Raw genomic sequence first — 17579 nt, 5'->3', positions numbered from 1 at the left:
ACGAACGCTGATGCGGCAGACCCCCGCTACAGCGGAAGCGCAGACGGCGAACGCCGCGCTGGCCCGCAAGATGCGGCGACGCGGCGAGGAGTCACGGTTCTGGTGGCTGGTGCCGACGATCTACATCATCTTCCTGATGCTGCCGATCTACTGGCTGGTCAATATGAGCTTCAAGACCAACCAGGAGATCCTCGGCGCCTTCTCGCTTTGGCCGAGAAACCCGACGCTTGCCAATTATGCGGTCATTTTCAATGATCCGTCCTGGTACAGGGGCTACATCAACTCGATCATCTATGTGGTTATGAACACGGTGATTTCCGTCGCCGTGGCGCTTCCGGCAGCCTATGCCTTCTCGCGCTACCGTTTTCTCGGCGACAAGCATCTGTTCTTCTGGCTGCTGACCAACCGCATGGCGCCGCCGGCGGTGTTCGCGCTGCCGTTCTTCCAGCTCTATTCGGCTTTCGGCCTGATCGACACGCACATCGCCGTGGCGCTGGCGCACTGCCTGTTCAACGTGCCGCTGGCGGTCTGGATCCTTGAAGGCTTCATGTCGGGCGTGCCGAAGGAAATCGATGAGACCGCCTATATCGACGGCTATTCCTTCCCGCGCTTCTTCCTCAGGATATTCATGCCGCTGATCGCGAGCGGTGTCGGCGTGGCCTGCTTCTTCTGCTTCATGTTCTCGTGGGTGGAGCTGCTGATCGCGCGGACGCTGACCACGACCGCGGCAAAACCGATCGCCGCGATCATGACGCGCACGGTCTCGGCCTCGGGCCTCGACTGGGGTGTGCTCGCTGCAGCCGGCGTGCTCACCATCCTTCCGGGCGCGCTCGTCATCTGGTTCGTGCGAAATTATATCGCCAAGGGCTTTGCCCTGGGGAGGGTTTGATCATGAGCTTCTCCTGGATGGCCTGGACCTGGCCGACCGCCGCCTTCTTCGGCACCATCTTCCTGCTGCTCTGCGGCATGGCGGTCTGGGAATATGCCTCGCCTGGCGGCAATCCGCGCATCGGCGTCTTGCGCTTCGAGACGACGCGGGGCGACCGTCTCTTCCTATCGCTGCTTGGCAGCGCCTTTATCCATCTCGCTTGGCTGGGTCTTGTCGGACCCAACCTGTGGTGGGCTCTCGCTCTCTCCGTGGTCTACGCCATCGGCGTGTTCCGCTACGTATAGAGGGGGAAACTGTTGGAGCATCCCCGGGGGCTGCTCCAGATAGCACTTGGAACTGAACAGTGGAGGAAATACATGCGAAGGCAATTTCTGACGTCAACGACTGCTCTGGTCCTGCTCCTCGGAGCCGGCCAGGCCTATGCCGGAATGGACGAAGCCAAGGCGTTTCTCGACGCCGAGATCAAGGACCTGTCGACGCTCGATCGCGCCGGCCAGGAAGCCGAGATGCAGTGGTTCATCGATGCTGCAAAGCCCTTTGCGGGCATGGACATCAAGGTCGTCTCGGAAACCATCGCGACGCACTCTTATGAATCGGCGACGCTGGCCAAGGCGTTCACCGACATCACCGGCATCAAGATCACCCATGATCTGATCGGCGAAGGCGATGTTGTCGAAAAGCTGCAGACGCAGATGCAGTCGGGCGAAAACATCTACGACGCCTATGTCAACGACTCCGACCTGATCGGCACCCATTGGCGCTACCAGCAGGCACGCAGCCTGACCGACTGGATGGCGAACGAGGGCAAGGACGTCACCAACCCGAACCTCGACCTCGCCGACTTCATCGGCACCAAGTTCACGACGGCTCCGGACGGCGACCTTTACCAGCTGCCCGACCAGCAGTTCGCCAACCTCTACTGGTTCCGCTACGACTGGTTCAACGACGAGAAGAACAAGGCGGACTTCAAGGCGAAGTACGGCTACGACCTCGGCGTTCCCGTCAACTGGTCGGCCTATGAGGACATCGCCGAATTCTTCACCGGCCGCGAGATCGATGGCAAGAAGGTCTACGGCCATATGGACTACGGCAAGAAGGACCCGTCGCTCGGCTGGCGCTTCACCGATGCCTGGCTTTCGATGGCCGGCAATGGTGACAAGGGGCTGCCGAATGGTCTTCCGGTCGACGAATGGGGCATCAAGGTCGACGAGAAGTCGCGGCCCGTCGGCTCCTGTGTGGCTCGCGGCGGCGACACCAACGGTCCGGCGTCGGTCTATGCCATCCAGAAATATCTCGACTGGATGAAAGCTTACGCTCCGGCCGCTGCCCAGGGCATGACCTTCTCGGAATCCGGACCAGTTCCGGCGCAGGGCGAAATTGCCCAGCAGATGTTCATGTACACGGCCTTCACCGCCAACATGGTGGAGGACGGCCTTCCCGTCGTGAACGAGGACGGTACGCCGAAATGGCGCTTCGCTCCGTCGCCGCATGGGGTGTACTGGAAGGAAGGCATGAAGCTCGGCTACCAGGACGTGGGTTCCTGGACGCTCCTCAAGTCGACGCCCGACGACCGCGCCAAGGCAGCCTGGCTTTACGCGCAGTTCGTCACCTCGAAGACAGTCGACGTTAAGAAAGCCCATGTCGGCCTGACGCTGATCCGCGAGAGCACGATCCAGCACAAGAGCTTCACGGACCGCGCCCCGAAGCTCGGCGGCCTGATCGAGTTCTACCGCTCGCCGGCCCGCGTCCAGTGGTCGCCGACGGGTACGAACGTCCCTGACTATCCGAAGCTGGCACAGCTTTGGTGGCAGGCGATCGGCGACGCCTCGTCGGGTGCCAAAACTCCGCAGGAGGCGATGGACTCGCTCTGTGCCGAGCAGGAAGAGGTGCTTGAGCGCCTCGAGCGCGCCGGCGTGCAGGGCGACATCGGACCGAAACTCGCCGAGGAAAAGACCCTGGAGGAGTGGAACGCCGATGCCGTCGCCAAGGGCAATCTCGCGCCGCAGCTGAAGATCGAGCCGGAGAAGGACAAGCCGCAGACCATCAACTACGACGAGCTGGTCAAGAGCTGGAGCAACTGAGCATCGGTCCGGGCGTTCGCGCCCGCATCGCACCAATCGGGGGAGGCGGCATCTTGCCGTCTCCCCTGTTTGTGCCGAGGGAGTGAGAATGACTGGCTTTATCCTAGCAATCGACCAGGGGACGACGTCGAGCCGGGCGATCCTGTTCGACGGTGACATGAAGGTCGTAGGCAGCGGCCAGAAGGAATTCACCCAGCATTATCCGGCCTCCGGCTGGGTAGAGCATGATCCGGAGGAAATCTGGTCGAGTGTTTTGGCGACGACGAAAGCTGCGCTGAAGAGCGCCGGCCGCGATGCATCGGATGTCGCGGCAATCGGCATCACCAACCAGCGCGAGACCGTCGTCATCTGGGACAGGGCGACCGGCAAGCCGATCCACAACGCGATCGTCTGGCAGGACCGCCGCACCGCGCCGCTGTGCCAGAAATTGAAGAAGCAGGGGCTGGAGAAGAAGTTCACCAGGAAGACCGGCCTGCTGCTCGATCCCTATTTCTCCGGCACCAAGATCGCCTGGATGCTGGACAAGGTGAAGGGCGCCAGAAAACGCGCCGAGAACGGCGAATTGCTGGCCGGCACCATCGACAGCTTTCTGATCTGGCGGCTGACCGGCGGCAAGGTTCACGCCACCGATGCCACCAACGCCTCGCGCACGCTGGTCTACAACATCGAAAAGAATGCCTGGGACGACGAGCTCCTGGCCATTCTCGGTATACCGGCAAGCATGCTGCCGCAGGTGAAGGATTGCGCCGACGACTATGGAATCACGGAGAAAAGCCTGTTCGGCGCAGAGATAAGGATCCTCGGTGTGGCCGGCGACCAGCACGCGGCGACCATCGGTCAGGCCTGTTTCGAGCCGGGCATGATGAAATCGACCTATGGCACCGGCTGCTTCGCGCTGCTCAACACCGGCAGCGATCTGGTGCGCTCGAAGAACCGCCTGCTGACGACCATTGCCTACAGGCTGAACGGCAAGACCACCTATGCGCTGGAAGGGTCGATCTTCATCGCCGGTGCTGCCGTGCAATGGCTGCGCGACGGCATCAAGGTGATCGGCAAGGCCGAGCAGAGCGGCGTGCTGGCTGCGAGCGCCGACCCGACTCAGCAAGTCTACCTGGTGCCGGCTTTCGTCGGGCTTGGCGCGCCGCATTGGGATGCCGAGGCGCGCGGCGCCATTTTTGGACTGACCCGCAATTCGGGTCCGGCGGAATTTGCCCGTGCGGCGCTCGAATCAGTCGCGTTCCAGACGCGCGACCTGCTCGACGCGATGCGCAGGGACTGGAAGAGCGCGTCAGCGAAGACCGTTCTCAGGGTCGATGGCGGCATGGTGGCGTCGGACTGGACGATGCAGCGGCTTGCCGACATCCTCGATGCGCCGGTCGACCGTCCGACCATTTTGGAGACGACGGCGCTCGGCGCGGCATGGCTGGCCGGTTCGAAGGCGGGCGTCTGGCCGAAGACAAGGGAATTCGCCAGGAGCTGGGCGCTGCAGCGACGTTTTCGACCGGACATGGATTCATCGGTCCGTTCCGCAAAGCTGGCGGGTTGGCGCCATGCTGTGCGCCGGACACTGAGCCCGCTGTAGATTCGCGCACCAGAAGGATAGAGCCTGCGCCGTTGCCGGCGCAGACTCTTCAACAAGCTTATTCAACTCTGCCCTGGCTTATCAATAGGGCGAGATGCACTGCCGGCGGGGGCCGTAGTAAGGCTTAAACGTGTTGTCGTAGGCCCGGTAAGATCTGTAGCGGCTGTAGCACCACTCCACGTGGGCATCGCCGCGATAGATGCGGCGGCTCTGGTTGTTCATGATCGCGCCGGTGATCAGCGCGCCAGTGGCGAAGGCCGCCAGCGGGAACCAGTAGTCGTTGTAGCGACGATAGCCAGGACGATAGTAGCGATAGCCGCGATAGCCGCGCCAATACCTGAAATCGTCGTTACGGGCGAAACGACGAAAATCGCGACGGGAAAAGTCACGGCGGGAGAAATTGCGACGGAACTCGCGGCGAGAAAAATCGCGACGGAAATCACGGCGAGAAAAATCGCGGCGGAAGTCGCGGCCGCGACGGAAATCGCGACGGGAGAAATCCCGATCCCTCCACCTCCACCACCGTTCATCCTGAACGGTCTGGACATCCGACGAGACGTTCTGACCCAGCGGCACGTAGATGGGCTGAGCGTTGACGGGCACGATCTGCGCTACAGCGAAAGACGCTGACAGCACGGTCGCCAGCAAGCCCGACATGATTTTGTTCATGGTCTTCTCCTTGATAGCGTCGTCCCTTGTGCCGATAAAAACGGGGAGGTTGCGCAATTGTTCCGCGAAAAATAGCAAGCTGCTGATTTGTAATGCGTCTCGGCTTTTGTGCGAGACAGCCGCTCCGATCTTGTCAAGACGGTTTGCGAGGCGTCAGGAGACCGCGAAAAGTCCGGCTCGCGAGGCCTCTTTTTCCGGTTGACCGTTCGAGACACTCTCCCTATGTTCCGCGCAATTTCGAGGGCGGCATCCTGAGCCCGCGGGAGCGCGTAGCTCAGCCGGTAGAGCAACTGACTTTTAATCAGTAGGTCCAGGGTTCGAATCCCTGCGCGCTCACCATTTTTTCACGTGCTAAATCAATGGGTTAGCGTTTTGGCGTTTGGAACAGAGCCGGAACCGTGCGACTTTTTGCGACCCGTGCGGCTGCAAAAGCCGCACGGGCCGTTCGCCGTTATTCTCACGCCGAAAGCCGCAAGCTTTGTGGCGTGCTGATTCACGCGGCCAGGCGCGATTCAGGAAACAGGCGGGGAAGCCGGCTTGCCCGGTTTTGACGTTGCCGGAGGGACCACTGTCGTGCTCGACTTTGCCGAGCCCACTGGCTCTAGGGCGATCACCGCCGGGTTGGGAAAATGATCCAGTGTCGCACCGGTCGCCGCATCGACGCCCATGCCAATGATTCCGCCGATCAGAATATTACCGGCGAGGCCAGCGGCGCCTCCGCCGCTGAACTTGGTGCCGATAAAAAGACTGCCCGGCTGATAGCCTTCCTTTTCGGCGTAGGCGGTGAATTCGGTCTTCCGGCTAACCTCGACGGTGCATGGCGAAGTCGGGCAAGAGTGCCCGAGCGACGTGCGCACCGACGCATCCGGCGTCGCATTGATGACCACCTTTTCGGTCGTGCCGCGCACGGCCGACGCGCAGCCGCACAGCATCGAGACGGCCACCAGGCCGCCAATCGCAGATTTCATTGTGAAAGTTCCCCCATAAGCCCCAGCAAAGGCTGGCAGATCAGCCGGCTTTTGTCGAATTTATTTGCGCCAAAGCGTGCTCATTCCACAGTAAAAAGCGGCGGAAGGGGGCGTTCAGACCTTTCTTCCGCCGCCCCGTATGCCGCCGGGATCGCGCGCATCGATGGAGGAAATCGGCAACCGACTCGGTCATCGGTATGCCCGGAAATACAGGTTGCATTTGCGGCTCCGGATCGACGTTCAGCACGCATTCGATGTCACTGACGAAAGGCATCCGGGCTAGCGGCGTCGAGCCAGGTTTTTTCAACAATCGTCTCGATCACACCAGCGAGACATTGCCGCCGGCGTGGCGCTCCAGCCGGCCGGCGAGGTCGAGTTCCAGCAGCACCATGAAAACCTGGGCGGGATGCAGGCCGGTGTGGCGGATGATTTCGTCGATCGCCACCGGCGTTGGGCCGAGCGCTTCGATGACGCGGGCGCGGTCGCCTTCGCCGGGTGGCGGCGTTGCCGAAAAGTCGGGCGGCTCTTCGAACGACGCCGTCCTTGGCGCCAGTGCGCCGACCAGCGGCGCGATCGCGCTGGTGATATCCGATGCCTCGGTAACCAGGGTGGCGCCGTCCTTGAGCAAGGCGTTGGCGCCGGCGGCGCGCGGATCGAGCGGCGAGCCGGGGACGGCGAAGACCAGCCGGCCCATCTCGCCGGCAAGCCTGGCGCTGATCAGCGAGCCGGAGCGCAGCGCCGCCTCGACCACGACCAGCCCCAATGCCGCACCGGCGACAAGGCGGTTGCGGCGCGGGAAATCCTGGGCGCGCGGCTGCCAGCCGAACGGCATCTCTGAAATGACGGCACCGCCGCGCTCGGCAATCTCGTTGCACAGTGCGGCATTCTCGGGCGGGTAGGGCAGGTCGAGGCCGCCGGCCAGCACACCGATCGTGCCTGACGCAAGGCTGCCCTGATGGGCTGCCGTGTCGATGCCGCGCGCCAGGCCGGAGACGATGCCAAAACCGTCGCGGCCGAGTTCGGCGGCGAGCGTCCGCGCCATCTTGATGCCGGCCAGCGAGGCGTTGCGGGCGCCGACTATGGCGACCGCCGGCAGCCGGAACACCGCGCCTTCGCCCTTGACCGCGAGCAGCGGCGGCGGATGGTCCATGCTTTTCATCAGCGGCGGATAGTCGGCCTCGCCAATGCCGACGAAGCGGGCGCCGGCGCGCCGTGCGGTCTCCAGTTCCGCCTCGGCCTCGGCCACCGTCGGGATGCGGACGGCCTTTCTGGCGCCGCCCGAAACCATCAGCTCGGGCAGCATCTCGAGCGCCGTCTCGGCCGAGCCAAAACGGTTGATCAGGTCGCGAAAGGTGGCCGCACCGACATTCGGCGTGCGGATCAAACGAAGCCAGCTCAACCGCTGCCGGTCGCTGAGCCGCGTCCCGGCGGCGCGCTGGCTCACTCCCTGGCTCCGATCTTGTTCTCGGTGCCGGCCAGCAGCCGGGTAATGTTGGCCCGGTGTTTTATGATGACGATCAGGCTCATCAGCGCGAACAGCCCGGCAATCTCGGGCGTGCTGAGGACATAGAGCGCGATCGGCACGACGATTGCTGCCGTCAGCGCCGCCAGCGAGGAATAGCGGAACAGGAAAGCCATGGCCAGCCAGACGACGGCAAAGATCAGCGCCACCTGCCAGGCAAGAGCGATCAGCACGCCGAGATAGGTGGCGACCCCCTTGCCGCCCTTGAAACCGAGCCAGACCGGGAAGAGATGGCCGAAAAAGGCGCCGAGACCGGCCCAGAGCCCGAGCTCCGGGGCAAAGTAACCGGCGATCAGCACCGCCGCCGTGCCTTTGAGCGCGTCGAGCAGCAGCGTGGCGGCAGCCAGGCCCTTGTTGCCGGTGCGCAGCACATTGGTGGCGCCGATATTGCCGGAGCCGATGTTGCGGACGTCGCCAAGGCCGGCGGCACGGGTGATCAGCAGGCCGAACGGGATCGAGCCGAGCAGATAGCCGAACACCAGCGCCAAGACGATGCCGTAAGCCATTGTTCCCCCGTATATGCCCTAAAGCGCGTCGCGTTTGACCGGCCTCATGCGACGCGCTTTAGGTTGTTCTCTTATGCATGTCGTAATCGCAAAACCGCTGCGCACCCTCGGGTCAGGTCCGAGGGCATGCTTTTGCGCGACATGCATTAGGCTGAAAACACTGTGCGGCCCGCCACCATCGTTTGCAAGACCTTGCCCTGCAGCCGTGCGCCTTCGAAACAGGTGTTTTTCGAGCGCGAACGGATGCCGCTTTCGCTGACGATCCATGGCTCGTCGAGATCGACCAGCGCAAGGTCGGCGACCGCACCCGGCTTCAGCGTGCCGCCGGGCAGGCCGAACAGTCTTGCCGGCGCAGTGGACAACGTCTCAACCAACCTGAGCAGCGTCATATCGCCAATGTGGTAGAGCCGCAGCGCCGCGCCGAGCAGCGTTTCCAGTCCGATGGCACCGGCCGCGGCGTCGGCGAAAGGCAGCCGCTTGGTGTCGACGTCCTGCGGGTCGTGCGAGGATACGATGATGTCGATGGTGCCGTCCTTGACCGCCTCGATCATCGCCAGCCGGTCCTCCTCGGCGCGCAGCGGCGGCGTCAGCCGGAAGAAGGTGCGGTATTCGCCGACATCGTTCTCGTTGAGCGACAGATTGTGGATCGAGACGCCTGCTGTGACTTTGGCGCCGTCGGCCTTGGCCCTCGTTACCGCGTTTGCCGCCATCGCAGTCGAAATCTTGGCCGCGTGATAGGCGCCGCCAGTCAGCCGCGCCAGCGCAAGGTCGCGCTCCAGCGGAATGGACTCGGCCTCGCGCGGAATGCCGGCAAGGCCGAGCCAGCTGGCATAGAGGCCTTCGTTCATGACACCTGACGAAGCGAGGTCGGCGTCCTGGGTTTCATGCGCGATCACGCCGCCGAAATCGCGCGCATAGGTCAGCGCGCGGCGCATCACCAGTGCGCTTGCTATGGTGTGCCGCCCGTCGGTGAAGGCGATCGCGCCGGCCTCGCGCAGCAGGCCGAATTCGGTCATCTCGCGGCCTTCGAGCCCCTTGGTGATCGCCGCCGCCGGAAAGATGTTGACGATGGCCGTGTCCTTGGCGGTGCGCAGCACGAATTCGACCAGCGCGACATTGTCGATCACCGGGTCGGTGTCGGGCATCATGACGATGGAAGTGACGCCGCCGGCGGCCGCCGCCACGCTGGCCGAAGCGATGGTCTCGCGGTGTTCGCCGCCCGGTTCGCCGATGAAGACGCGCGCATCGATCAGGCCGGGAATGATTGCCTTGCCGGCGCAGTCGATGACATTAGCATCTTGCGGAGCGCCCTGGTTCAAGGCCGCCTTGCCGGCAGCGACGATCTTGCGGCCCTCGACAATGACAGTGCCGACCTCGTCAATGCCGCGCGACGGATCAACGATGCGGGCCCGGCTGAAGACCGTTGTGCTCATCGGGCAAGTTCGCGATTGCGGCGGGGATCGAGCAGCGCTTCCATCACCGCCATGCGCACGGCGACACCCATCTCCACCTGCTCCTGGATGACGCTCTGCGGACCGTCGGCGATTTCCGAGGCGATCTCGACGCCGCGGTTCATCGGGCCGGGGTGCATGACCAGAGCGCCGTCCTTGGCCACTTTCAGCTTCTCGGCGTCGAGGCCGAAATAGTGGAAATACTCACGCACCGAAGGCACGAAGGCGCCTTCCATGCGCTCGCGCTGCAGCCGCAGCATCATCACCACATCCGCGTCCTTGAGCCCTTCGGCCATCGAACGGGTGACGATCACGCCCATTTTCTCGATGCCGGCGGGCAAAAGCGTCGACGGCGCCACGACGCGCACCTGCGCGCCGAGCGCATTGAGCAGCATGATGTTGGAACGCGCCACGCGCGAATGCAGGATGTCGCCGCAGATCGCCACGATCAGCTTCGACAGCGGGCCCCTGGCGCGACGGATGGTCAGCGCGTCGAGCAGCGCCTGCGTCGGGTGCTCATGGGCGCCGTCGCCGGCATTGATCACCGAGCAGCCGACCTTTTGCGCCAGCAGCGCGGCGGCACCCGCCGACTGGTGGCGGATGATCAGGATGTCGGGATGCATGGCGTTCAGTGTCATCGCCGTGTCGATCAGCGTCTCGCCCTTCTTCACCGAAGAACTGGCCACCGACATGTTCATGACGTCGGCGCCGAGCCGTTTTCCGGCCAGTTCGAACGACGATTGCGTACGGGTCGAAGCTTCGTAGAACAGATTGATCTGGGTGCGGCCACGCAGCGTCGAGGCCTTCTTCTCCGACTGCCGCGAGATCGCGACCGACCGGTCCGCCCTGTCCAGCAAAAGCTCGATGTCGGCGGGGGAAAGATCGCGGATGCCCAGAAGATGGCGGTGAGGGTAGAGTGGCAGGGACGAAGCGTCGGTCATCTCAAGGCGCTGCTATAGGGTGGAGGACCTTTGGCTGCAAGCACCAGCTTTGGATTGCGGCCTTTCTCCCCGGTATTTTCGTCGCGCGCGCAGCAACGCTTGGGCTATATCTAGCTGATGGCTTCGGATTCGTGGCCTTGTGATGATAAGGACAGTGTGTGACCGACGACGTGACGAACCAGCCGCCGCCGCTGGCAGGCGGCAACGCCTGGCGAGGCGATCCGTTGCTGATCCAGCTTGCCGAGCGTTTTTCCGATCCGGTGCGCAAGGATATCGATGGGCTTGGCCGTTTCGTGCTGACGCAGGAGGCGCAGGAACTGGCTCGCCTCGCCAATGTCGAGACGCCGAAGCTCAGGACCCACGACCGCCAGGGCCGGCGCATCGATCTGGTCGAGTTCCATCCAGCCTATCATGCGCTGATGCGCCGGTCGGTGGCGAACGGGCTGCATTCGTCGGTTTGGGAAAATGGCGATGCCGAGATCGGCCGCCGCCATCAGGTGCGGGCCGCCCGTTTCTACCTGACGGCGCAGCTCGAAACCGGGCATCTCTGTCCCATCACCATGACCAGCGCCTCGCTGGCAGCGCTGATGACAAGCCCAAAACTGTTTCGCGAATGGGCGCCGCGGGTGACGACACGCAAATATGACCAGAGCCAGAAGCCACCGGTCGAAAAGGCCGGGCTAACGCTCGGCATGGGCATGACCGAGAAGCAGGGCGGCACCGACGTCCGCGCCAACGTCACCAGGGCCGAGCGCGCCGGCAGCAGCTTCTATCGGCTGACCGGCCACAAATGGTTCATGTCGGCGCCGATGTCGGATGCGTTCCTGGTGCTTGGACAGGCGCCGGAAGGACTTTCGTGCTTTCTCGTTCCGCGCATTCTCGGCGATGGCTCGGGCAACGGCTTCCGCTTCCAGCGACTGAAGGACAAGCTTGGCAACCGCTCCAACGCCTCGTCCGAAGTCGAGTTCGTCAATGCCATCGGCGAGATGGTCGGCGAGCCCGGGGCAGGCGTCAAGACGATCATGGATATGGTGACGCTGACCCGGCTCGACTGCGCGATCGCCTCGTCGGCGATCATGCGAGCCGGGTTGGCCGAAGCCGTCCACCACACCCGTCACCGCCAGGTGTTTGGAACCAATCTGATCGAGCAGCCGCTGATGCAGCGCGTGCTGGCCGACATGGCGCTCGACGTCGCCGCCGCCACCGCGCTGTCATTCCGACTGGCGCGCTCTTTCGACGAGGCGGCCGGCGACCGCGGCGAGGCGGCTTTTGCGCGCGCCATGACGCCGGTCGTCAAATACTGGGTCTGCAAGATCGCACCGCCGCTGCTCTATGAGGCGATGGAGTGCCTTGGCGGCAATGGCTATGTCGAGGAGGCCCCGCTTGCCCGCTACTATCGCGAAGCTCCGGTCAACGCGATCTGGGAGGGATCCGGCAATGTCATGGCGCTCGACGTGCTGCGCGTGCTGGGGCGTGCAACCGGACTGTTCGAGGAGGTGCTGGCCGGCATCGATCGCGATCTCGGCGCCGGCGGGCGTGGCACCGTCGGTGTGCTCAAGGCAGCAATGCAGGTCGCGGCAACCGATGAGGGCTCGGCCCGTCTGCTCACCGAGCAACTGGCGCTGTCGGCGGCGGCGGCGGAGCTTCGCAGGCTGGGGGCAGGGCGGATCGCCGACGCCTTCGTCGAGACGCGCCTCGCCGGCCAGTGGCGCAACACCTATGGCATGCTCGATTCACGCCATGACGCGCGCATGATCATTGACACGCTCTACCCACCGGTCACCTGAAGCGACTTCGGCAAGGCTTCTCGTCGTCTGTCACGCCGCTAGATGATTGCGAGCGCGGCGCAAATAATCTGAGACTGTGGGAACTCCCACGTTCGCGCCCGATTAGATAGGGTTGTATACGGCCACGACAGGCTCATGCGCAGCGAGATGGCAATGGCAGTCAATTTCAGTGAGCTTCTGGACGCGTTCGAATTCGTGAGTTCCGGCGGAGCCGGCGAAAATACGGCCTATCTGTGCAAGGAGACAGGCAAGATCTACTGGCATTCCGACTGGGTGGACGATGTTGAAGAACTGCCTGACGACGTCGAGGACAGCGAGAGATACATCCCCATCCCGGACAAGCGGGAACTCGATCTCGGCAAACCGCTGGTGCTGACATTCGCGCGCCATCACCTGCCCGACGATTTCGACAAGGTTCGGGAGATCTTCAGCCGGGCGGGTGCCTATGCCCTCTTTAAGGATCTTTTGGAGCACAGGGGCGCCGTTGATCGATGGTACGACTTCGAGCAAAAAGCCACGGAAGAAGCGTTGAAGACCTGGTGCGCGGATAACGACATCAAGGTCAGCAGCTGAGGTTGAGGGAGAAGGTAAGAAGGGATCCAGCGCGATGCTGATGAGGGCAAGCGCGGTTCTCCCTTCTCCCCTTGTGGGAGAAGGTGGCCGCGAAGCGGCCGGATGAGGGGTGTTCCAGGGAACGCCCACGCCTCATTTCTTCCAGCACCCCTCATCCGTCTCGGCGCTGCGCGCCGATCCACCTTCTCCCACAAGGAGGGTTTTGCACAGAGATTCTGTTCACGAGACGTCTCAGAATCAGACGCGAACAAACCAGAATCGAAGACGGAACCTTGTTCTTCTGTGCAAAGCCCTCACAAGGGGAGAAGGTAAAAAGGCCTTTGGATGACCGTTAACCTTAACAAATGGTTTCCATTGCAGCGGCAGGCCGCAAAGCCCACTGTCCTGTCTACGGAAGCAGGAACGCTATGCGGCATATATTGAGCTCCTTGATGGCGAAGGCGGCGGCGCACAACGCGGCGCTCTCGCGCATTTCAGGCCTCTTGGACACGAACTTGGGGCTGGACACGAACTTGAGGCCGGACACGAACTTGAGGGACCGCTGATGCGCACCTTGTTCGCGCTATGGGCGACGCCGCTCGCCCTGTTCTGGGGCTGGTTCTTCCTGTCGTTCAACGACATCAATTTCGGCTACGTCATGCTGAGCCGCCAATTGCATGACCTCGTCTTCCAGCTCTATGGTGAGATGCTTGGCATCGATCCGGCGCTCATTCCGGGCATGGTGGCAAAGGCCTGCATCCTCGACAGCCTGCTGCTCATGGCGTTTTGGGCGTTTCGCCGACGCCGGGTGATCGGTGGCTGGATCAGGATAATGCGCGACCGCTATTTCGACCAGGCGTCGACGCCGAGCGCCTGAAGCCGGTCGAGCGCGCCCTGCAGAATAAAGGCCGCCGCGGCCGAATCGATCTTGCCGGCGCGTTTGCGGCGCGAAAAATCCATCTCGATCAGGGTCCGCTCGGCCGCCACCGTCGACAGCCGCTCGTCCCACAAGACGAAGGGCAGGTCGGTCACACCAGCCATGTTACGGGCGAATGCGCGGGATTTCTGGGCGCGCGGGCCTTCCGACCCGTCCATATTGACCGGCAGGCCGAGCACCACGGCCCCGACATTCTCTTTCTGCAGCAAGGCGAGCAGCACTGCGGCATCCAGCGAGAATTTCCTGCGCATGATGACGGGACGCGGGTGGGCGAAGGCAAAGCCCCGGTCGGAAACCGCCACGCCAATCGTCTTGTCGCCAAGGTCGAGCCCGGCCAGCGTCTTGCCGCCGCCGAGCCGCGCCGGCAACTCCTCGATGGTGATGATGCTCAACGGCTTTCCTCGGACTACACGCCGCAAAGGACGCTGTGGGACTTTAATTTCACTGCCGGCGTTCTATCCTTTGGCGAAGCAAAAATCGAGGAAGGCATCCATGAAACTGACCTGGTACGGACATTCCGCATTTCGCGTCGAAACCGCCGACGCGAAAATCCTCATCGATCCCTACCTGATCGGTAATCCGTCATGGACGGGCGGCTGGGAAGAGCCGGCGGAAGGGGTCACCCATGTTCTGTTGACCCACGGCCACAGCGACCACATCAGCGGTGCGCTTGAAGTGCTTGGGAAAAGCGGCGCCATGCTGGTCGCCAATTTCGAGGTCTGCATGTACCTGATCGGCAAGGGTGTCAGCGACAAGAAGATCAATCCGGGCAATATCGGCGGCACGATCGATTGCGGCGGCTTCACCACCACCTTCGCCCAGGCGCTGCATTCCTCGTCGTTCCCGGGCGACAAGGGCCAGAACACCTATCTCGGCAATCCCGGGGGCCTCGTGCTGCATTTCCAGGAAGACAAGACGCTCTATCATATGGGCGACACCGACATCTTTTCCGACATGGCGCTGATCAACGAACTGCACGAGCCGAAGATCGGCATCGTGCCGATCGGCGACCGCTTCACCATGGGCGGCGCGGTGGCAGCCCTTGCCTGCCGGCGCTTCTTTCAGTTCGAGACGGTCATTCCCAGTCACTTCGGCACGTTTCCGATCATCGACCAGACCGCCGACAAGTTCGTCGCGGGGCTGGAGGGTTCCGGCGTGAAGGTGGCGTTGCCGGAGATCGGCGGGACAATCACCTTGTAGTGCATGCACCTTGTAGAAGCATGCACCTTGTAGAGCATGCCAAAGGCGCAAGCTGTTCGCTGCGACGGCGTTGCGCTGCCATCGACCTCCGGGCCGGTTCTCGGCACGATGCATGTTGCGCGGCACGCGCCGCGCCGCTATAGCGCGGACTGGTTTTCCCGAGGCACAAGCAAATATGTCCGTTGATCTGCAGACAGTGAAGCGCGTCGCGCGTCTCGCCCGCATTGCGGTGAGCGAGGCGGATGCCGAGCGCATGACCGGCGAGTTGAACGCCATTCTCGGCTTTGTCGAGCAGTTGAACGAGGTCGACGTCTCCGGCGTCGAGCCGATGACGTCGGTCATTCCGATGGAGATGAAGAAGCGCCCGGACGTCGTCACCGACGGCAGCAAGGCGGCCGACATCGTCGCCAACGCACCGGCGACCGAAGAGAATTTCTTCCTCGTTCCGAAGGTCGTGGAGTAGCGGGCCGATGGCAATCGAGATCGCCATCGAAACGCCGCTGCAGGACGACGTGCGCGGGCTGGTCAAGGAGCTCAACGACACGCTGCTGGAACTGACGCCGCCGGAGCACTGCTCCCACATGACCGTCGAGCAGATGGCCGACAAAGACACGACTGTCTTCATCGCTCGCGACAACGGCCTCGCCATCGGCTGCGGCGCGCTGAAACGCCATGACGGCGCCGTCGGCGAGGTCAAGCGCATGTACACGCGGCCTTCGCATCGCGGGCAGAAGATCGGCGCCGGGATCGTCGAGCGAATCGAGGCGCTGGCGCGCAATGAAGGACTGAAGCGTCTGGTGCTGGAAACCGGCGACCGCCATCCGGCTGCGTGGACCGTCTATGAACGCGCCGGATTTTCGCGCTGCGGCCCGGTGCTGGACTATCCCGACTCCGGGTGGTCGGTGTTTTACGAAAAGAGCCTTGCCTGATGAGCGACCTGACCCACCTGACGATATCGCAGGCCCGCGCCAAGCTGCGCGCCAGGGAAATCACCGCAACCGAGATCACCGAAGCCTATCTCCAGGCAATCGATCGGGCCAATCCGGCGCTCAATGCCTATGTCGTCGTAACCGATGACAAGGCGCGCGACATGGCCAAGGCCTCGGACGCGAAGCTTGCGAAGGGCGAGGGCGGGTCGCTCGAAGGCATTCCGCTCGGCATCAAGGACCTGTTCGGCACCGAAGGCATCCACACCCAGGCCTGCAGCCATGTGCTGGACGGCTTCAAGCCGCACTACGAATCGACCGTCACCGCCAATCTGTGGGCCGACGGCGCCGTCATGCTCGGCAAGCTCAACATGGACGAGTTCGCCATGGGCTCGTCCAATGAGAGCTCCTACTACGGCCCGGTCGTCAATCCGTGGCGGCGTTCACGCGTCGACACGATGGTGATGCCGACCACGCATCAGGGCGATGGCGGTTTTGTCTCGGCCGGCGGCACCAGGACCGCGCGCACGCTGGATAACGCCCAACTCGTGCCGGGCGGCTCGTCGGGTGGCTCGGCCTCCGCCGTTTCGGCGTTCCTGTGTGCCGGCGCCACCGCCACCGACACCGGCGGCTCGATCCGCCAGCCCGCCGCCTTCACCGGCACGGTCGGCATCAAGCCGACCTACGGCCGCTGCTCGCGCTGGGGCATCGTCGCCTTCGCTTCGTCGCTCGACCAGGCCGGTCCGATCGCCCGCGACGTGCGTGACGCCGCGATTCTGTTGAAATCCATGGCCTCGGTCGATCCGAAGGACACCACCTCGGTCGATCGCCCGGTGCCGGATTACGAGGCGGCGATCGGCAAGCCGATCAAGGGCATGAAGGTCGGCATCCCGAGGGAATACCGCGTCGACGGCATGCCCGACGAGATCGAGGCGCTGTGGCAGAAGGGCATTGCCTGGCTGAAAGATGCCGGCGCCGAGATCGTCGACATTTCGCTTCCGCATACCAAATATGCGCTGCCGGCCTATTACATCGTCGCGCCCGCCGAAGCCTCGTCGAACCTAGCCCGCTATGACGGCGTTCGCTACGGGTTGCGCGTGCCGGGCAAGGACATCGTCGACATGTACGAGAAGACCCGCGCCGCCGGCTTCGGCCGCGAGGTCAAGCGCCGCATCATGATCGGCACCTATGTGCTCTCCGCCGGCTACTACGACGCCTACTATCTGCAGGCGCAGAAGGTGCGCAACCTCATCAAGCGGGATTTCGAAAATGCATTCACTGCCGGCGTCGACGTCATCCTGACGCCGGCGACGCCGTCGGCGGCCTTCGGCATCGCCGACGAGGACATGGCCGCCGACCCGGTCAAGATGTACCTCAACGACATCTTCACGGTGACCGTGAACATGGCCGGACTGCCGGGCATCGCCGTGCCCGCAGGGCTCGACGCCAAGGGCCTGCCGCTCGGCCTGCAGCTCATCGGTCGGCCGTTCGACGAGGAAACCTTGTTCCAGACCGCCCATGTCATCGAACAGGCTGCGGGTACGTTCCAGCCGGAAAAGTGGTGGTAG

At 63.3% G+C, this 17579-nt stretch carries 19 protein-coding genes and 1 tRNA gene; 12 read left to right on the top strand and 8 right to left on the bottom strand.

From position 1 onward, the window contains the following. Nucleotides 1–10: 10 nt before the first annotated feature. The 4 genes from AC0L2A_RS07890 to glpK all read left to right on the top strand — a co-directional run bounded on the left by AC0L2A_RS07890 (nt 11) and on the right by glpK (nt 4552). The gene (locus tag AC0L2A_RS07890) at nt 11–889 is read left to right on the top strand and encodes a carbohydrate ABC transporter permease (protein ID WP_413468417.1); all 879 of its coding nucleotides are present in this window, start codon (nt 11–13) and stop codon (nt 887–889) included. A 2-nt stretch (nt 890–891) separates the two neighbouring features. Further along, nucleotides 892–1173 carry a DUF2160 domain-containing protein gene (locus AC0L2A_RS07885; RefSeq protein ID WP_023801186.1) on the top strand — a complete coding sequence of 94 codons (282 nt, stop codon included), beginning with the start codon at nt 892–894 and terminating at the stop codon, nt 1171–1173. A gap of 72 nt (nt 1174–1245) precedes the next feature. Then, complete coding sequence (locus tag AC0L2A_RS07880) at nt 1246–2970, top strand: ABC transporter substrate-binding protein (protein ID WP_473608242.1); 1725 nt, start codon at nt 1246–1248, stop codon at nt 2968–2970. Nucleotides 2971–3058: 88 nt separating this feature from the next. After that, the gene (gene glpK / locus AC0L2A_RS07875) at nt 3059–4552 is read left to right on the top strand and encodes a glycerol kinase GlpK (protein ID WP_473608241.1); all 1494 of its coding nucleotides are present in this window, start codon (nt 3059–3061) and stop codon (nt 4550–4552) included. An 81-nt stretch (nt 4553–4633) separates the two neighbouring features. Here glpK and AC0L2A_RS07870 read toward each other — a convergent pair whose 3' ends face one another. Then, entirely contained in the window at nt 4634–5221 is a 588-nt protein-coding gene (locus AC0L2A_RS07870; protein ID WP_473608240.1) for a BA14K family protein, read from the bottom strand. A gap of 263 nt (nt 5222–5484) precedes the next feature. Between AC0L2A_RS07870 and AC0L2A_RS07865 the strand changes: the two genes are divergently transcribed. Further along, nucleotides 5485–5560: transfer RNA gene (locus AC0L2A_RS07865), tRNA-Lys, on the top strand. A gap of 173 nt (nt 5561–5733) precedes the next feature. On the opposite strand, the gene AC0L2A_RS07860 is transcribed toward AC0L2A_RS07865, so the two are convergent. The 6 genes from AC0L2A_RS07860 to AC0L2A_RS07835 form a co-directional block, all read right to left on the bottom strand. Continuing rightward, complete coding sequence (locus AC0L2A_RS07860) at nt 5734–6189, bottom strand: translation initiation factor 2 (protein WP_473608239.1); 456 nt, start codon at nt 6187–6189, stop codon at nt 5734–5736. 40 nt (nt 6190–6229) lie between these two features. After that, nucleotides 6230–6496: a hypothetical protein gene (locus AC0L2A_RS07855; RefSeq protein WP_473608237.1), complete on the bottom strand. Its 267-nt coding sequence runs from the start codon at nt 6494–6496 to the stop codon at nt 6230–6232. A 12-nt stretch (nt 6497–6508) separates the two neighbouring features. Then, nucleotides 6509–7633: a DNA-processing protein DprA gene (gene dprA, locus AC0L2A_RS07850; protein ID WP_473608236.1), complete on the bottom strand. Its 1125-nt coding sequence runs from the start codon at nt 7631–7633 to the stop codon at nt 6509–6511. Continuing rightward, on the bottom strand, nt 7630–8217 hold the full coding sequence (gene plsY, locus AC0L2A_RS07845; RefSeq protein ID WP_091593741.1) for a glycerol-3-phosphate 1-O-acyltransferase PlsY: 588 nt from the start codon (nt 8215–8217) through the stop codon (nt 7630–7632). The genes dprA and plsY overlap by 4 nt, the downstream gene beginning before the upstream one ends. Nucleotides 8218–8363: 146 nt before the next feature. Then, nucleotides 8364–9650 carry a dihydroorotase gene (locus AC0L2A_RS07840; RefSeq protein WP_473608234.1) on the bottom strand — a complete coding sequence of 429 codons (1287 nt, stop codon included), beginning with the start codon at nt 9648–9650 and terminating at the stop codon, nt 8364–8366. Then, on the bottom strand, nt 9647–10609 hold the full coding sequence (locus AC0L2A_RS07835; protein ID WP_473608233.1) for an aspartate carbamoyltransferase catalytic subunit: 963 nt from the start codon (nt 10607–10609) through the stop codon (nt 9647–9649). Before AC0L2A_RS07835 ends, AC0L2A_RS07840 begins: the two co-directional genes overlap by 4 nt. A 158-nt stretch (nt 10610–10767) precedes the next feature. On the opposite strand from AC0L2A_RS07835, the gene AC0L2A_RS07830 reads away from it, so the two are divergent. The 3 genes from AC0L2A_RS07830 (at nt 10768) to AC0L2A_RS07820 (ending at nt 13825) form a co-directional block, all read left to right on the top strand. Beyond that, the gene (locus AC0L2A_RS07830) at nt 10768–12396 is read left to right on the top strand and encodes a DNA alkylation response protein (RefSeq protein ID WP_473608232.1); all 1629 of its coding nucleotides are present in this window, start codon (nt 10768–10770) and stop codon (nt 12394–12396) included. Nucleotides 12397–12549: 153 nt separating this feature from the next. Next, nucleotides 12550–12969 carry a UPF0158 family protein gene (locus AC0L2A_RS07825; protein WP_473608316.1) on the top strand — a complete coding sequence of 140 codons (420 nt, stop codon included), beginning with the start codon at nt 12550–12552 and terminating at the stop codon, nt 12967–12969. A 544-nt stretch (nt 12970–13513) separates the two neighbouring features. Further along, the gene (locus tag AC0L2A_RS07820; protein ID WP_473608230.1) at nt 13514–13825 is read left to right on the top strand and encodes a DUF6105 family protein; all 312 of its coding nucleotides are present in this window, start codon (nt 13514–13516) and stop codon (nt 13823–13825) included. Here AC0L2A_RS07820 and ruvX read toward each other — a convergent pair. Next, on the bottom strand, nt 13792–14277 hold the full coding sequence (gene ruvX / locus AC0L2A_RS07815) for a Holliday junction resolvase RuvX (protein WP_023801197.1): 486 nt from the start codon (nt 14275–14277) through the stop codon (nt 13792–13794). The genes AC0L2A_RS07820 and ruvX overlap by 34 nt on opposite strands. Nucleotides 14278–14377: 100 nt before the next feature. On the opposite strand from ruvX, the gene AC0L2A_RS07810 reads away from it, so the two are divergent. The 4 genes from AC0L2A_RS07810 to AC0L2A_RS07795 all read left to right on the top strand — a co-directional run bounded on the left by AC0L2A_RS07810 (nt 14378) and on the right by AC0L2A_RS07795 (nt 17579). Further along, nucleotides 14378–15085 (top strand): metal-dependent hydrolase, encoded by a 708-nt coding sequence (locus tag AC0L2A_RS07810; protein WP_473608229.1) that lies wholly within the window; start codon nt 14378–14380, stop codon nt 15083–15085. Nucleotides 15086–15260: 175 nt separating this feature from the next. Beyond that, the gene (gene gatC / locus AC0L2A_RS07805; RefSeq protein ID WP_027151920.1) at nt 15261–15548 is read left to right on the top strand and encodes an Asp-tRNA(Asn)/Glu-tRNA(Gln) amidotransferase subunit GatC; all 288 of its coding nucleotides are present in this window, start codon (nt 15261–15263) and stop codon (nt 15546–15548) included. A 7-nt stretch (nt 15549–15555) separates the two neighbouring features. After that, nucleotides 15556–16014, top strand: coding sequence for a GNAT family N-acetyltransferase (locus AC0L2A_RS07800; protein ID WP_473608228.1), 459 nt, complete (start codon nt 15556–15558; stop codon nt 16012–16014). Then, nucleotides 16014–17579 carry an amidase gene (locus AC0L2A_RS07795; protein WP_473608226.1) on the top strand — a complete coding sequence of 522 codons (1566 nt, stop codon included), beginning with the start codon at nt 16014–16016 and terminating at the stop codon, nt 17577–17579. The genes AC0L2A_RS07800 and AC0L2A_RS07795 overlap by 1 nt, the downstream gene beginning before the upstream one ends.

The sequence above is a fragment of the Mesorhizobium sp. WSM4844 genome (assembly GCF_055811775.1).
This window is presented reverse-complemented; position numbering and strand designations above follow the sequence as displayed.

What these genes read in the sequence shown, in the direction of transcription:
- AC0L2A_RS07890 (WP_413468417.1), top strand. Translation starts at nt 11, where the DNA reads ATGCGGCAGACCCCCGCTACAGCGGAAGCGCAGACGGCGAACGCCGCG.
- AC0L2A_RS07885 (WP_023801186.1), top strand. Translation starts at nt 892, where the DNA reads ATGAGCTTCTCCTGGATGGCCTGGACCTGGCCGACCGCCGCCTTCTTC.
- AC0L2A_RS07880 (WP_473608242.1), top strand. Translation starts at nt 1,246, where the DNA reads ATGCGAAGGCAATTTCTGACGTCAACGACTGCTCTGGTCCTGCTCCTC.
- glpK (WP_473608241.1), top strand. Translation starts at nt 3,059, where the DNA reads ATGACTGGCTTTATCCTAGCAATCGACCAGGGGACGACGTCGAGCCGG.
- AC0L2A_RS07870 (WP_473608240.1), bottom strand. Translation starts at nt 5,221, where the DNA reads ATGAACAAAATCATGTCGGGCTTGCTGGCGACCGTGCTGTCAGCGTCT.
- AC0L2A_RS07860 (WP_473608239.1), bottom strand. Translation starts at nt 6,189, where the DNA reads ATGAAATCTGCGATTGGCGGCCTGGTGGCCGTCTCGATGCTGTGCGGC.
- plsY (WP_091593741.1), bottom strand. Translation starts at nt 8,217, where the DNA reads ATGGCTTACGGCATCGTCTTGGCGCTGGTGTTCGGCTATCTGCTCGGC.
- AC0L2A_RS07840 (WP_473608234.1), bottom strand. Translation starts at nt 9,650, where the DNA reads ATGAGCACAACGGTCTTCAGCCGGGCCCGCATCGTTGATCCGTCGCGC.
- AC0L2A_RS07835 (WP_473608233.1), bottom strand. Translation starts at nt 10,609, where the DNA reads ATGACCGACGCTTCGTCCCTGCCACTCTACCCTCACCGCCATCTTCTG.
- AC0L2A_RS07825 (WP_473608316.1), top strand. Translation starts at nt 12,550, where the DNA reads ATGGCAGTCAATTTCAGTGAGCTTCTGGACGCGTTCGAATTCGTGAGT.
- AC0L2A_RS07820 (WP_473608230.1), top strand. Translation starts at nt 13,514, where the DNA reads ATGCGCACCTTGTTCGCGCTATGGGCGACGCCGCTCGCCCTGTTCTGG.
- AC0L2A_RS07810 (WP_473608229.1), top strand. Translation starts at nt 14,378, where the DNA reads ATGAAACTGACCTGGTACGGACATTCCGCATTTCGCGTCGAAACCGCC.
- gatC (WP_027151920.1), top strand. Translation starts at nt 15,261, where the DNA reads ATGTCCGTTGATCTGCAGACAGTGAAGCGCGTCGCGCGTCTCGCCCGC.
- AC0L2A_RS07800 (WP_473608228.1), top strand. Translation starts at nt 15,556, where the DNA reads ATGGCAATCGAGATCGCCATCGAAACGCCGCTGCAGGACGACGTGCGC.
- AC0L2A_RS07795 (WP_473608226.1), top strand. Translation starts at nt 16,014, where the DNA reads ATGAGCGACCTGACCCACCTGACGATATCGCAGGCCCGCGCCAAGCTG.